The sequence below is a fragment of the Collimonas antrihumi genome (assembly GCF_018304965.1).
Taxonomy (GTDB): domain Bacteria; phylum Pseudomonadota; class Gammaproteobacteria; order Burkholderiales; family Burkholderiaceae_D; genus Collimonas; species Collimonas antrihumi.
Genome location: NZ_JAGQED010000018.1, coordinates 75946 through 89955, shown reverse-complemented (window position 1 = coordinate 89955; position 14010 = coordinate 75946). Strand labels below are relative to the sequence as shown.

The 14010-nt window shown below is 57.4% G+C and carries 12 protein-coding genes; 6 read left to right on the top strand and 6 right to left on the bottom strand.

The genetic code is table 11. From position 1 onward, the window contains the following. Nucleotides 1-452 precede the first annotated feature (452 nt). Nucleotides 453-1142 carry a gamma-glutamylcyclotransferase gene (locus tag KHU29_RS15330; protein ID WP_211453636.1) on the bottom strand — a complete coding sequence of 230 codons (690 nt, stop codon included), beginning with the start codon at nucleotides 1140-1142 and terminating at the stop codon, nucleotides 453-455. Between the two features lie 92 nt (nucleotides 1143-1234). Continuing rightward, nucleotides 1235-1549, bottom strand: coding sequence for a hypothetical protein (locus tag KHU29_RS15325; RefSeq protein ID WP_211453635.1), 315 nt, complete (start codon nucleotides 1547-1549; stop codon nucleotides 1235-1237). A 188-nt stretch (nucleotides 1550-1737) separates the two neighbouring features. On the opposite strand from KHU29_RS15325, the gene KHU29_RS15320 reads away from it, so the two are divergent. Continuing rightward, nucleotides 1738-3255: an aminotransferase-like domain-containing protein gene (locus KHU29_RS15320; protein WP_211453634.1), complete on the top strand. Its 1518-nt coding sequence runs from the start codon at nucleotides 1738-1740 to the stop codon at nucleotides 3253-3255. On the opposite strand, the gene KHU29_RS15315 is transcribed toward KHU29_RS15320, so the two are convergent. Next, nucleotides 3247-4167: a sugar kinase gene (locus tag KHU29_RS15315; protein WP_211453633.1), complete on the bottom strand. Its 921-nt coding sequence runs from the start codon at nucleotides 4165-4167 to the stop codon at nucleotides 3247-3249. The genes KHU29_RS15320 and KHU29_RS15315 overlap by 9 nt on opposite strands. Before the next feature lie 32 nt (nucleotides 4168-4199). Continuing rightward, nucleotides 4200-5504, bottom strand: a complete 1305-nt coding sequence (locus KHU29_RS15310) for an amino acid deaminase (RefSeq protein ID WP_211453632.1) — start codon at nucleotides 5502-5504, stop codon at nucleotides 4200-4202. A 196-nt stretch (nucleotides 5505-5700) separates the two neighbouring features. On the opposite strand from KHU29_RS15310, the gene KHU29_RS15305 reads away from it, so the two are divergent. The 5 genes from KHU29_RS15305 to ppk1 all read left to right on the top strand — a co-directional run bounded on the left by KHU29_RS15305 (nucleotide 5701) and on the right by ppk1 (nucleotide 12339). After that, nucleotides 5701-6582 carry a MurR/RpiR family transcriptional regulator gene (locus tag KHU29_RS15305; RefSeq protein WP_211453631.1) on the top strand — a complete coding sequence of 294 codons (882 nt, stop codon included), beginning with the start codon at nucleotides 5701-5703 and terminating at the stop codon, nucleotides 6580-6582. A gap of 1 nt (nucleotide 6583) precedes the next feature. Continuing rightward, nucleotides 6584-8122 carry an N-acyl-D-amino-acid deacylase family protein gene (locus tag KHU29_RS15300; RefSeq protein ID WP_211453630.1) on the top strand — a complete coding sequence of 513 codons (1539 nt, stop codon included), beginning with the start codon at nucleotides 6584-6586 and terminating at the stop codon, nucleotides 8120-8122. Between the two features lie 58 nt (nucleotides 8123-8180). After that, nucleotides 8181-8564, top strand: a complete 384-nt coding sequence (locus KHU29_RS15295; protein ID WP_014005262.1) for a RidA family protein — start codon at nucleotides 8181-8183, stop codon at nucleotides 8562-8564. Between the two features lie 141 nt (nucleotides 8565-8705). After that, a complete protein-coding gene (locus KHU29_RS15290; RefSeq protein ID WP_211453629.1) occupies nucleotides 8706-10058 on the top strand; it encodes a GntP family permease in 1353 nt (450 codons plus the stop codon). A gap of 226 nt (nucleotides 10059-10284) precedes the next feature. Then, a complete protein-coding gene (ppk1, locus tag KHU29_RS15285; RefSeq protein ID WP_211453628.1) occupies nucleotides 10285-12339 on the top strand; it encodes a polyphosphate kinase 1 in 2055 nt (684 codons plus the stop codon). Nucleotides 12340-12414: 75 nt separating this feature from the next. Here ppk1 and KHU29_RS15280 read toward each other — a convergent pair whose 3' ends face one another. Both KHU29_RS15280 and KHU29_RS15275 read right to left on the bottom strand, forming a co-directional pair. Continuing rightward, nucleotides 12415-13077, bottom strand: coding sequence for an amino acid ABC transporter permease (locus KHU29_RS15280; protein ID WP_211453627.1), 663 nt, complete (start codon nucleotides 13075-13077; stop codon nucleotides 12415-12417). Nucleotides 13078-13171: 94 nt separating this feature from the next. Further along, nucleotides 13172-13975 carry a transporter substrate-binding domain-containing protein gene (locus KHU29_RS15275; protein WP_211453626.1) on the bottom strand — a complete coding sequence of 268 codons (804 nt, stop codon included), beginning with the start codon at nucleotides 13973-13975 and terminating at the stop codon, nucleotides 13172-13174. Nucleotides 13976-14010 lie beyond the last annotated feature (35 nt).

Here is a 14010-nt window from a genome sequence, read left to right as displayed (position 1 = left end):
TGTCGTTGTTTGCTTGCCTTGAGCAATGGACAGAAATGCGCAATTTACTGCGAGAACCTTCGCGAAAGAAACGTCATTATCAGCAGGATCAATTCAGAGGAGGAAAGTTTGGTTAGCGCGTATGGGGGTAGCCCGGCAGCTAGTCACTTTTTCTTGCTTCGCCCCTAGCCGGGCGCCAAAAAAAGTAACCAAAAAGAAGGCGACCGCAAAGCCACTGCCTTCCCTTCGGTCAGGTCCCCAAATGTGCCGGCTGCCAGTCGGGTGGGAAGACCAACTCGCTTCGCTCAAACATGTCTCCCCACAATTCCCGACTGACAGCCGTCACATTTGGCAGCGTCCCCATGCGGACTTCAAATTCAAAAGCAACTGCAGCTGCAACTGCAGCTGCAACCGCAACCGCAACCGCAACCGCAACCGCAACCGCAACCGCAACTTCAAAAGCCACAGCCTTGTTATTTTTTAGCTTTCGGCTGATCTTGACCAGACTCCAATTGCGCCCACAGCCGCGCCAGATATGGATCGCGAAACCCTTCCTTCAGCAATCCTTCCAACGTATGCCGCAAATAATCCCTGGCTGGTCCATACAATCCAACCGCATCGCGCAAATGCGATACCACCTTCAGGTCCGGCAAACGCCCCGTATAACTCTCATGCTGCCGATTCATGACAAACGCCAGCGCTTTCACCCTCGGGCCATCTTTGCCCTTGAGTTGCATCGGCAACCAGCGCGGCAGATACGCGCCGGTCAGCATTTCGCGGCGCCATAACATTTTCAATTCTGTTTCGATACTGATGGCGGGGATGCGGAAGGCGATGCCTTGGCAGCAACCACCACGGTCTAGTCCCAGCACCAGGCCGGGGTTGTCCCAGGTGCCGCGGTTGATGCGTGAATACAGGTAAAAGCCGCGGTGATAACCGTACAGTTTGGCGGGCACGCGTTCGCTATGTTCTACCATCGGGTTCCAGATCAGCGAGCCGTAGCCGAACAGCCAGACATCGCCATTCGGATCCGGTAGCGAGGCTAGCGCGGCGCGCCACGAAGCTTCCAGCGCTGCTTCGGATAGCAGGGCGGAAGCAATCGGTGTGTTATCGAGGATCGTCCGCAGGCGGTCCTGTTCAAGATCTTCACGGGTGATGCTCATGGCTACAGAATAAGCCAGATTGGCAGACGGTAACAAGTGCTTTGCCAAACGACAAGTGCCGGCCGTGGTTTATCAGCAATGCATGATTCGCATCATCCTTTTAGAGCAACCAGAGTATGCGCTTGCTGCCACCAGCGCTGCCACAGCGGGATGGAAGGTAATCCGGTATTGACGATTGCAGCAGCGGGCTTAGTGCCATTTGCCTCTAATCGAATCCAGCCGCTGCGCTGCACCACATGGCACTCGCCGTCGCTGATTGCAAAACGCGTGTCAGCGGCTGTACCGCCTTCGCAGACAAGAATGCTGCCTTGCACCGTTACGATGGCTGTTCCGCGCGTTGCATAAAACATGCTGGTTTGAGCGCGGCTTAATCTAATCTGTGTAGTGCTTTCATTGGTGAGTTGCATGGCGGTTTCCTTGATGAAAGAGATGGCTCTAGCCTAACCGCCTACCTGCCGCAAAAACAGGCACAGCTGTTACTCATCTGCAGCATAACAGCCGGGATTTGCCTTATCTGTTATCGTCCTGTATCTGCGATTCTGTATCTGTTTCGGTACGCCGAAATGCAGCACGCTTCGATAATCCAATGCATGTTATGAGGCCTCTCTTGTCACTGCCCAAGCCTCAATCCCAACCGAAGTCGCCAACGCCGCAATTGCTATACCGGCGCCTGGCTGAACACTATCTGGCTGCCATCCAGGCGCTTACCTTGCGACCCGGGGATCGCATGCCATCGGTGCGCGACCTGATGCGGCAGCATCAGGTCAGCTTGTCGACGGCATTGCAAACATTGCGTCACCTTGAACAGGAAGGCTGGCTGGAAGCGCGCCCGCGTTCCGGTTATTTCGTGCGGCAGGCGCGGCGCCTGGCGCAGCCGGAAGAACTTAATCTGGCGACCGCGCCGGCTCTGATGTCGGCGCAGTATGCCGGGATCCACGAACGGGTTTCGGAAATCATTGCGCAGGGACGTAGCAATAAGGTCACACTCGACCTGAGCAGCGCCAGCTGCGCGCCGGAATTGTATGCAGTGGGCGCATTGAAAAACGCTGCTATCCGGACCTTGCGCCAGCGGCCGGAGGTGTTGACCAGCATGATGTCGCATGGCGGCAATCCGGCGTTTCGGCAGGTGCTGGCCAAACGTAGTCTTGCTATCGGCATCAAGATCGCGCCGGAACAGGTGATCGTTACCCACGGCTGTATCGAGGCGATCAATCTGGCTCTGCGCGCCGTTGCGCAGGCAGGCGACACTGTCGCGGTCGAGTCGCCGACTTACTACGGTTTGCTGCAAGTGCTGGAAAGCCTGGGCATGCGCGCGCTTGAAATCCCGACCAGCCAGCGCACCGGTATTTCGATTGAAGCGTTGGAACTGGCGCTGCGGACCTACGGCGATATCAAAGCGGTGGTGGCGGTGCCGAACCTGCAGAATCCGTTGGGCAGCATCATGCCGGACGCGCACAAGGCGCGCCTGGTGGAGCTATGCGAACAGCATGGGATGGCACTGATCGAGGACGATTCGTATAGCGACCTGGTACCGGAAGGCACTGCGTCGACCGCGCTGAAAGCCTGGGATCGCAGCGGCAACGTGATCTATTGCGCTTCGCTCAACAAAGTGCTGGCGCCAGGCATGCGCCTGGGCTGGATGGTTGGCGGCCGCTGGCAGGCGCGGATCGAGATGCTTAAATTTGCCCATACCCGGGCGAATGAAGAGTGGGCACAGATTACAGCGGCGGATTTTATGGCCTCGACTGCCTATGATCGCCATTTGCGGCGTTTGCGTGAAGCGCTGCGGATACAGCGCGCGCGTACCGCCGATGCGATCGCTGTGCATTTTCCAACCGGTACCCGCCTCAACCTGCCAGACGGCGGCGCCTTGTTGTGGGTGGAACTGCCGCAGCAATTGTCATCCAAAAAGGTATTTGAGGCGGCATTGCGAGAAGGTATCCGGCTTGCTCCCGGTTTGATGTTTTCCAATTCCAGGCGCTTCGATCATTATCTGCGGCTGTGCTGCGGCCAGCCGTTTTCGCCGCAGATCGAGCAAGGCATAAAACGGCTGGGGGAAATCGTCGCAGAGCTGTTGTCTGAACCTGAGGTGCAGCAGAGAAAATTACCATGAATTCAGTATTTCTTCGACCTGCGCAGCGCGCGGAATCGGTGCTACCGCACCGTAACCGGTAGTCGACAAAGCGGCACAGACATTGGCGTAACGGGCAGCGCGGAACGGATCGTCACCGGCCACCAGGCGGGCAATGAAGGCACCGCCAAAGCAATCGCCGGCGCCGGTGGCGTCGACCGCTTCGACACCGTAAGCCGGCACCATGCGGCGTTCGCTGGCGGTGGCGACATAACAGCCTTCGGCGCCGAGCTTGAAGGCGATCAGGCCGATGCCGCAGGACAGCAGCGTATCGACAATCGCATCGCGGTCGTCGAGGCCGGTGAGGGCGCTGACATCGTCCCAGCTGGGCAGGCAGATATCGCATAACGCAAACGCCGCACGCATTTTTTCACGGGCGCGTTCCAACGGCCATAGTTTCAGCCGCAGGTTGGTGTCGAGCGACGTGCGCACGCCATGCTTGCGCGCATGCGCCATCGCCGCCAGGCCGGCATCGCAGGCAGATTCGCTGATCGCCAGGCTGATGCCTGACAGATGCAGCATCTTGGCGCCGGCGATTGCCTCTAGCGGCAGCTGCGCGCTGGTATAGCGGCTGGCGGCAGAGCCTGCACGCAGATAGTCGAAGTGATGACCGTCCTGGTCATGCGAAACAAAATATACGCCGGTAGCTGCTTGCGGATCGTTCGCCACATGGCTCGCATCGACCTGTTCCGCCAGCCACAGATCACGCAGCTTCTGGCCGAAATGATCATTGCCGAGGGCGCTGATATAACCGCTGCGCGCGCCTTGACGGGCTGCGGCGATACAGAAATTCGAGGTGTCGCCGCCAAAGCCTTGCAGGTACATGCGTGCATCGTGGAGCCGCTGGTTGAACTCCACCATTGCTTCGCCATAAGCCAGGATATCTAGTGTCATCGCTTGTGCCGGGGAAAAAAGTAAAAGAAAAATTAAAAGAAGGTCTGGATCACATCTACCACGTGATGCTGCGCATCGACGACGGCTATCTGACGCCATTTATCGAACGTCAGGCACGGATGCGAGATGTCGAAGCCAATCATGTCGCCGACCTTGATGTCGTCGCCCTCGGTGATCTGCAGGTACGCATGCTGATCCATCATGCCGGTCACCTGCCAGTGGGCGGGCGTGGCCTTCGGTGCTGTTGTGCCGGGGCGATAATGCAGTGCCGGCGTAGGCAGGCCGGCGTCGAATGCAGCGTCACGCTTGCCGAGAGCGATGATAGCTTTGCCGGTTTCCGGAATCGATTGCACATAAGCCCACAACTGCAAGGCCGGCTGCAATTCGCTGCGCATTTTGCGGGCGATAGGATTACGCGTCTGGATCTGCGCTTGCGCTGCGCGGTAGATGCCGACATCGTGCGTCAGGTAACAGCCCGGGCGCAACACCACGTCCAAAGGCAATCCGATCTCGGTCTTGGCGAATTCGTCGGCGACCACGTCGTACCATGCCGAACCGGCGCCGGTCAGTATCACCGGCCGCGCTGCGCTGCCTTCGGTGCGAGCAGCAAAGCGGCCATCCTTGGCCAACTGTCTGGTGCAGGCCACCGCGTGTTGCAGAAAGCTGCGGATAGCGGCTTCTTCTTTCAAGACGCCTTCATAGACTTCAACCCCGGCCAGCACGATATGCTCCGGCCAGCGCGCAATCGCATCCAGCACGGCTGCTTGCTGCTCCGCATTGCGGATGCCGGTGCGGCCGCCGTCGGCGCCCAGTTCCAGCAATACATGCAGTTTTTGTTTGCGGGCCTGGAAGAACGCGCCCAACTGATCGACGCCATCGGCCGAATCGACCAGGCAGCAGAATTCAAAGGAGAGGTCAGCCAGCAAATCGGAGATTATCGCCATATTCTGCTTGCCGACCAGCTGATTCGCCATGATCACGCGTCGTACGCCGTGCTGATAGGCGACCCGGGTCTGGTGTGCGGTGGCCAGGGTGATGCCCCATGCGCCGCCGGCCAGTTGGCGCGCGAACAGCTTCGGCGCCATCGTGGTTTTACCGTGCGGGGCCAGTTTGACGCCGTATTCCGTGACGAACTGCTGCATCCACTGCAAATTGTGCGTCATGCGCTCTTCGGACAGCACTGCGGTAGGCAGGCTCAGGTCTTCTCGCAGCAGATTCCAGTTGTGCGCCTTCACCTCGGCAGCAGGCAATGTCTGTTGAAATGCTCCCAGACCCTTGTTCAACGGATCGATTGTCGGGTTCTCATAATCGCTGTGATAGTTAATAACATTGGCCATCAGATCTTCTCCTTCAGAATTCATTTGACGTAATCATATCCTTGAATTTACTATATTAAAAGCATGTTACAAAGTAACATAGAGTTTTTTCCTACTGTGCTTGCTGCAGAGGCAGTGTGGGACTCTGTCTTTTCATTGCCCTGTATTCTGGCTTTTCTTTATTTTGCTGCTTAATTTACAACGCAACTGACAACACATGGCTCATTCATTCGATATTGTGTCGCGCATCGCCGAGCGTAGCGGTCAGCTGCGTCTGGCAGAGCAGAAGGTAGCCCAGGCAATCCTGGGCGATTTGCCGTTTGCCGCCAGCGCCAGTATCCAGACCCTGGCGAAACAAGCCAGCGTCAGCGAAGCCAGCGTCACCCGTTTCGCCAAAGCCATCGGTTGCCGCGACGTGCGCGAATTGAAGATGCATCTGGCCCAGGCTGCAGCCATCGGGCAGCGGTTTTTGCGGGTCGAGAGCTCTGTTGTTGAAAACCAACTTCCGCAAATCGTCGACATTGTGTATGCCGATATCCACAAAGCGCTGGAGGTCAATCGCAGCCTGCTGAACCAGGAGACCTTGTTGCAAGCGGCGCAGGCGCTGCTGCAGGCACGCATGATTTATGCCTTTGGTATGGGTGGCGGCTCGACTATGCTATCCGATGAGGCACGCTATCGGCTGGTGCGCCTAGGGCGCCCGGTGGCCACCTATCACGACGCCATGCTGCAAAAAATGGTAGCCGCAACGCTCGACAAGGACGATGTGGTGCTGGTCTTGTCAACCACCGGCAATGTGCCTGAACTCAACGCCAGTTGCGCCATCGCCAAGGAATATGGCGTGCGGCTGGTGGCGATCACCGCCCTGGGTTCGCCGTTGGCCGCGATGGCCGATGTGCTGTTGCCGTTGAAGTCGCTGGAAACCGATTTTATTTTCAAGCCGTCATCGTCGCGCTACGCCATGATGATGGCGCTGGACGTGCTGATGACCGAGTTGGCATTGCTGCAAAAAGATCGTAGCCAGGAGTTGCTGCGACGCCTGAAATTCACACTGGATACACATCGCGGCGGCGGCAATCGCGAGCCGTTGGGAGATTGAGATGAGCACTGAATCGAATACACCCCTGTCAAATGCAGCGGCCACGCCAAGTTGCGATACGCTGATTCGTAACGTGTCGGTGATTGACGGCAGTGGCGAGCCGGCATTTGTGGCCGACGTCGCCTTGGCCGGCGGCCGTATCCTGCATATCGAGCCGCGTAGCGACGCCAATGCCGGCAAGTCATCCGGCTGGCAAGCTGCGCAGGTGATCGACGGCAGCGGCAAGGTCCTGAGTCCCGGTTTTATCGATGTCCACACGCACGACGACACCAACGTGATTCGCACACCGAGCATGGTGCCCAAGCTGTCGCAGGGCGTCACCACCGTGATCGTCGGCAATTGCGGCATTAGCGCCGCACCGGTCAGCCTCAAGGCCGAACCGCCTGATCCGATGAATCTGCTGGGCGAGGCGAGCGCCTTCAGCTATCCGACTTTTGCCTCCTATGTCGACGCGGTGACCCAGGCTCAACCGTCCATCAACGTCGCAGCGCTGATCGGCCACACCGCCTTGCGCAGCAACCAGATGGACCGGCTCGATCGTGCCGCCACCGAAACAGAAATCGCCGCCATGTGCGAACAGTTGCGCGAAGCGCTGGCGCATGGCGCACTCGGGCTCAGCACCGGCCTGGCTTACGGCAACGCGATCAATGCGCCCACCGTCGAAGTGTTGGCGCTGGCAGAACCGCTGGCCGAGGCCGGCGCCATCTACGCGACCCATTTACGCAGCGAATTCGCCGACATCCTGGAAGCCATGGATGAAGCTTTCCGTATCGGCAAACATGCCCGGGTGCCGGTGGTGATTTCGCATTTGAAATGCGCCGGCGTTGAAAACTGGGGCCGCAGCGCCGAAGTGCTGGAAGCGCTGGAGCAGGCGCAGCGTTATCAGCCGGTCGGTTGCGACTGCTATCCCTACACCGCCAGCTCATCCACACTGGATTTGAAGCAGGTGACCGACACCATCGACATCATGGTGACATGGTCGGAACCGGAACCGGCCATGGGCGGCAAGCTGCTAGCCGAGATCGCCGCCGAATGGCAGGTCGACCTGATGGCAGCGGCGCGTCGTTTGCAACCGGCCGGCGCCGTCTATCACTGCATGCAGGATGACGATGTCAACCGCATCCTGAGCCACCCGGCCAGTGTGGTCGGATCGGATGGCTTGCCTAACGATCCGTTGCCGCATCCGCGTCTGTGGGGTGCGTTTCCGCGGGTGCTGGGTTACTACAGCCGCGAACAAAAATTGTTTCCGCTGAGCGTGGCGATCCGCAAGATGACCGGTTTGTCGGCCGAACGCTTCGGGCTGGCTGAACGCGGCCTGGTACGCGAGGGTTATTGGGCTGACCTGGTGTTGTTCGATCCGGAAACCGTACGCGATGCTGCAACTTTCTCGGATCCGATGCAGCCGGCAGAAGGAATAGAAGCGGTATGGGTGAATGGTGTCTTGTCGTATCTGGGTGGCGCGCAAAAAGCGCCGACCGAGTCGCGGGCAGGGCGTTTCCTGGCTCGGCAAGCAGGCGTGAGTGGCGTCCTTGCAAGTTGAGTTGGTTGAATTTTTGTTGAGTTTTGTTTTTTTACCGAGTTTTTACTGAGGAGTAGCTATGACTATCAAACGATACGGTGTTGAAGGTGGTTCCGGAACCGGCGGCCAGCATTTGCCATTCGCGCGTGCGGTCGAAGCCGACGGCTGGCTGTACGTTTCCGGCCAGGTGGCGATGGTGGACGGCGAAGTGATCGATGGCGGCATCGTCGCGCAATCGCACAAAACCATCCAGAACGTGCTGGCGATCCTGAAAGAAGCCGGATACGGTCCGGAGCACGTGGTGCGTTGCGGTGTCTGGCTTGACGATACCCGCGATTTTCAATCGTTCAACCGGGTTTTCAAAGAGTACTTTGGCGCCAATCCGCCGGCCCGTGCTTGCGTGCAGTCGAGCATGGTGGTCGATTGCAAGGTGGAAGTGGATTGCATCGCTTATAAAAAATAATTCGCTGCAGGTTGGCGGAATTTACTGACAACTAGTAACTAATAGTTGCAAAATGGCATCGTTCGTCATGTGTTTGCGCGCTAGGGCAGGCGTTGGATATATCGCGGTGCCGAAAAATAAATCGGACTTTAGGAGGATTTGATGGAGATGGTTCAAGGAAATATGTTGCTGCTCTATGCGGTGATTGCAGTACTCGCACTGATAGTGCTGATCGCCAAATTCAAGATGAATCCGTTCATCGTGCTGATCGTGGTATCGGTGATTCTGGGTTTAGTGGTCGGCATGCCGATGGGAGCCATCGTCAAATCTTATGAAACCGGTGTCGGCGGCGCTTTAGGACATATTGCGCTGGTGGTCGGGCTGGGTACCATGTTCGGCAAGATGATGGCCGAATCAGGCGGCGCCGAGCGCGTTGCCAACACGCTCATCGGCGTGTTCGGACCCAAGCGCGTGCACTGGGCGATGATGGTGGTAGCCCTGATAGTCGGCCTGCCGGTATTCTTTGAAGTCGGTTTCGTGCTGTTGATCCCGATTGCGTTCAACGTCGCCAAGCGCACCGGAACCTCGATGATCATGGTCGGGATCCCGATGGTTGCCGGCCTGTCGGTCGTGCATGGTTTGATTCCGCCGCATCCGGCAGCGCTGTTCGCCGTGACTGCCTACAACGCAGATATCGGCCGCACCATCATGTACGCGCTGATCGTCGGTATTCCTACTGCGATCATTGCCGGTCCGCTGTTTGCCAAGCTGATCAGCCGCTTCGTCGTGCCGAATCCCGACAATCCATTGATTGCGCAATTTGTCGAAGAAGACATTCACCGTGAACTGCCTGGTTTCGCCGTCACCATCTGCACCATCCTGTTGCCGGTAGCGCTGATGCTGATCGGCAGCTGGGCAGACTTGTTCTTCACGCCAAAAACTTTCGCCAACGATTTCCTGCGCCTGATGGGTAATTCCGTCATCGCATTGTTGATTGCGACGCTGGTAAGTTTCTATACCTTCGGCAAGGCACGCGGTTTTAATCGTGAAGCCATCCTCAAATTCACTACAGAATGTCTGGCGCCTATCGCCGGGATCACGCTGATCGTTGGCGCCGGCGCCGGTTTCGGCCGGATCCTGATCGACGGCGGCGTTTCCAAGGCAATTGTCGAACTCGCCAACAACGCCCATTTGTCACCACTGCTGCTGGGCTGGTTTGTGGCCGCGCTGATTCGGGTCGCCACCGGTTCCGCCACCGTTGCGATGACCACTGCTTGCGGTATCGTCGCACCGATCGTCACTGCCGCCGGCGTAACTGTCCGGCCGGAACTGATGGTGCTGGCAACCGGCGCCGGTTCGCTGATCCTGTCGCATGTCAATGACGGCGGCTTCTGGCTGGTCAAGGAGTACTTCAACATGACCGTGACCGAAACCTTCAAGACCTGGACTGTCGCCGAAACTATCATTTCCGTGGTGGCGTTGTTGTTCACATTGGCCCTGGCTACCGTGATTTGATTATTTTCTAAAGTAGTCGGGATGCCGCAAAACGGCTTGCAGAACTTAGGTTCTGCAAGCCGTTTTGATTTGGAGGGGGAGGACGGAGAGATGGATGAGCTCTTGTCATCCTCGCGTCACATTCGATACTTACAATCAATAATGCCATATTGGCAAGCGCCGAAGCATTTCGATCGTACTCGTCCATTTTTCGGACCATTCTTCCGACCATATCACCGCTCAGACCATGACTTTCCCCTTGCTCAACCGCGAACTCGGCGTACTCGCCTTCAATGAAAGAGTCCTGGCACAAGCCGAGGATCCTGCGGTGCCTTTGCTGGAACGGCTGCGCTTTGTCTGTATCACCAGCAGTAACCTGGATGAGTTTTCGGAGATCCGGATGTCTGGCTTGCAAGAGCAGATCAGGGTTGCGGTAGATGGCGTGACGCCGGACGGCATGTCGTTGCAGCATGCTTACAGCACCATCAGCGAGCGGGCGCAGAAGCTGGTGGCGCGTCAGTACGCTTTGTTCAACGACGTGCTACTGCCGGCCTTGAACGCGGAGGGCATCGCCTTCTATCAGGAATCCGAGTGGAACGATGAACAAACCGCCTGGGCGCATGAGTTTTTCAAGACCGAGCTGCTGCCGGTACTGACGCCTATCGGCCTCGACCCCGCCCATCCTTTCCCGCGGGTGCTCAACAAGAGTTTGAATTTCGCGGTCAAATTAAGTGGCAAGGATGCCTTCGGCCGCGAGACCGAACTGGCGATCGTGCAAGCACCGCGCGTCTTGCCGCGTCTGGTCCGGATGCCGGAACACTTGTCGGCTCACGCATATGGCTTCGTGCTGTTGAGTAGTTTCATGCAGCGCTTTGTCGGCGAACTGTTTCCTGGTTTGTCGATCGGCGGCTGTTATCAATTCCGGGTGACGCGCAACAGCGACCTGTTTGTCGATGAAGACGAAGTCACCGATTTGCGATTGGCATTACAGGGCGAGTTGCCGACCCGCCAGTTGGGCAACGCGGTACGGCTGGAGGTAGCGGACGGTACGCCGGCATCGCTGGTGCAGCGTCTCCTGATCCAGAACGGCTTGATGCCTGCCGATTGTTATCGCGTCAACGGCGCGGTCAACCTGGTGCGCCTGATGCCTTTGCCGGATCTGGTCGACCGGCCCGACTTGAAATTCACGCCGCATACGCCGGTGCTGCCGAAAGCCTTCGTGACCGGCGCTTCGGTATTCGATGTCATCGATCAGAACGACGTGTTGCTGCATCATCCTTATGAAAGTTTCCAGCCGGTGCTGGAACTGCTGCAGCAGGCCGCGATCGATCCCGATGTGCTGGCCATCAAACAAACCATTTATCGCACCGGCAACGATTCACCGTTGATGAGCGCGCTGATGCAGGCGGCCAAGAACGGCAAGGAAGTCACGGTCGTGCTGGAGCTGATGGCGCGCTTTGACGAAGAAACCAATATCGGCTGGGCAGCCAAGCTGGAGGCGGTTGGCGCCCATGTGGTGTATGGCGTTTTCGGTTACAAGACGCACGCCAAGATGCTGTTGATCGTGCGTCGCAAGCGGCACGCCAAACATACCAAATTGAAGCGTTATGTGCATCTGGGCACCGGCAACTATCATCCGAAGACCGCGCGCCTTTATACCGACTTCGGCTTGATGACCAGCGATGACAAGATTTGCGAAGACGTGCATAACGTGTTCCAGCAACTGACCGGCTTTGGCAAGCAAGTGCCGCTCAAGCGCTTGTGGCAATCGCCGTTCACCTTGCACGCGAATGTGTTGCATGCGATTCAAAAAGAAGTCGACGCCGCCAAGGCTGGCAAGCAGGGCTACATCATCGCCAAGATGAACGCCTTGCTGGAACCTACGGTGATTGAAGCTTTGTATCTGGCGTCCCAGGCGGGCGTCAAGATCCAGCTGTTGATTCGCGGCGTGTGTGCCTTGCAGCCGGGAGTGCCGGGCTTGTCGGAGAATATCAAGGTGCGTTCGGTTATCGGGCGCTTTCTTGAGCATCACCGGGTATTTTATTTTTATGCCGATGGCGAAGAGCATGTGATTCTGTCCAGCGCCGACTGGATGGATCGCAATTTATTCCGTCGCATCGAAACAGCGTTCCCGATCCTGGACGGCAAGCTCAAGCGGCGCGTGATCGAAGAAAGTTTGCTGATACATCTGCAAGATAACGCATCTGCGTGGGATATGGATAGCGACGGCAGATATAAGAGCGCCAACCCTGGCGATGCCACGCCGCTGGTCAGCCAGATCGATTTGCTGTCGCGCTTTTAGGGTTGTCGATAAACAACGGCAAAAATAGGAAGGATGTAGGGTGGGCCAAAAAAATTGCACTTTTAATTCGCGCTTTTAATTTGATTTATGCGCTTGCCCCAGCTTGGTTTCCAGGCGGCTTTGCACGCGCTCGAAGCACAAGCTCAGGCACCAGTAAATCGCCGCTGCAGCCAGATACAGCGGCAGCGGGCGGAAGGTCACCGCAATGATTTCCTTGGTGGCCAGCATCAGCTCCGTCACGGTGATGACCGACACCAGCGACGTATCCTTGATCAGGCTGATCAGGGTATTGCTCATCGACGGCACCGCAATCCGGATCGCCTGAGGAATCACGATGTAGCGCAATGTTTGCCAGTAATTCAGGCCGAGGCTGTAACTGGCGGACCATTGCCCTGTGTGCACGCCGAGGATGGCGCCGCGCAGGCTTTCCGACAGATAGGCGCCGGCATTCAGGCTCAGCGCCAGGACACCCGCGGTCAACGGCGAAAAGCTGATGCCTATGCTCGGCAGGCCGTAATAAATCACAAAGATCTGCACCAGCAGCGGCGTACCGCGCATCAGGCTGACATAGGTGCTGGCCGGCCAGCGCGCCAGGCGTGACGGCAAAATGCGGGCGACCGCCAATGGAAAGCCGAGCAGCAGTCCGCCCAGCATGGAAGCCACCGCAAACACCAAGGTGTAGCCTACGCCGCGGAACAAGGTCGGCCCCGCCTGCTGCAGCAAATCTAGTAATTCCATATTGTCTTTGTTAAATCTAGATTTTCTTGCTTAAAAAAACATCCCCGCGGTGGGCGGGGATGTCTGGTCTGGCTGAAGTGTAACGTGAATTCCGTTACTGCGCCGATGGCGCTTTGCTAACGTCGAAGCCGAACCACTTGAATGAGACTTGCTTGAAGCTGCCGTCTTTCAGGATGTCGTCCAGCGCTTTGTTCAGAGCCGCCTCGAATTTCGGATTGCCTTTTTGGAAAGGAATGCCGATTTTATCGATGTCGCCGAAAGTGGCGCCGGCCTTCAACGGCAGATTCGAGCTTTTCAGCAGATAGCCCACCAGCAACCGGTCATTCAAGGCGGCATCGATACGGCCGCTGGCCAGGTCGGCCAGGTATTCAGGCGAGCCAGGATAGGTTTTGACATCAATCCCTGCGATTGCCTTGGCCTTTTGTTCGAAATTGGTGCCCTGGCCCAGGCCGAGTTTGTAGCCTTTCAGCGATTCCAGCGTCGGGAAGCTGCGCTTCTCGTCTTTCCTGACGATCAATTGCGCCGTGGACAGGGTGTACGGTTGAGAAAAATCGAAGGCTTTTTGACGCGCTTCGGTAATCCCGACCTGGTTGATGATGACATCGTATTTGCCGGCGCCGAGGCCGGCCAGGATACCGCTCCATTCGGTAGTCGTGAATTCCGGCTTCACGCCAAGCTTGGCTGCCAGCAATTTGGCGACGTCAACCTCAAAGCCCTCCAGCTGGCCGCTTTTCGGATCTTTGAAGTTGAACGGAGGATAGTTGCCTTCCATCGCCACCTTCAGGGTGCCACGGGCTTTGACGGTATCCAGCAGGTCTGCTGCGAACGCGTTGAGCGTGACGCCGGTGATCAGTATCGCAGCTGCAATCTTGCTCAATTTTGACAGTGTAGTGGCCATTTCTTTTCCTTTGGTTGGTAGCGATTGGTAGCACT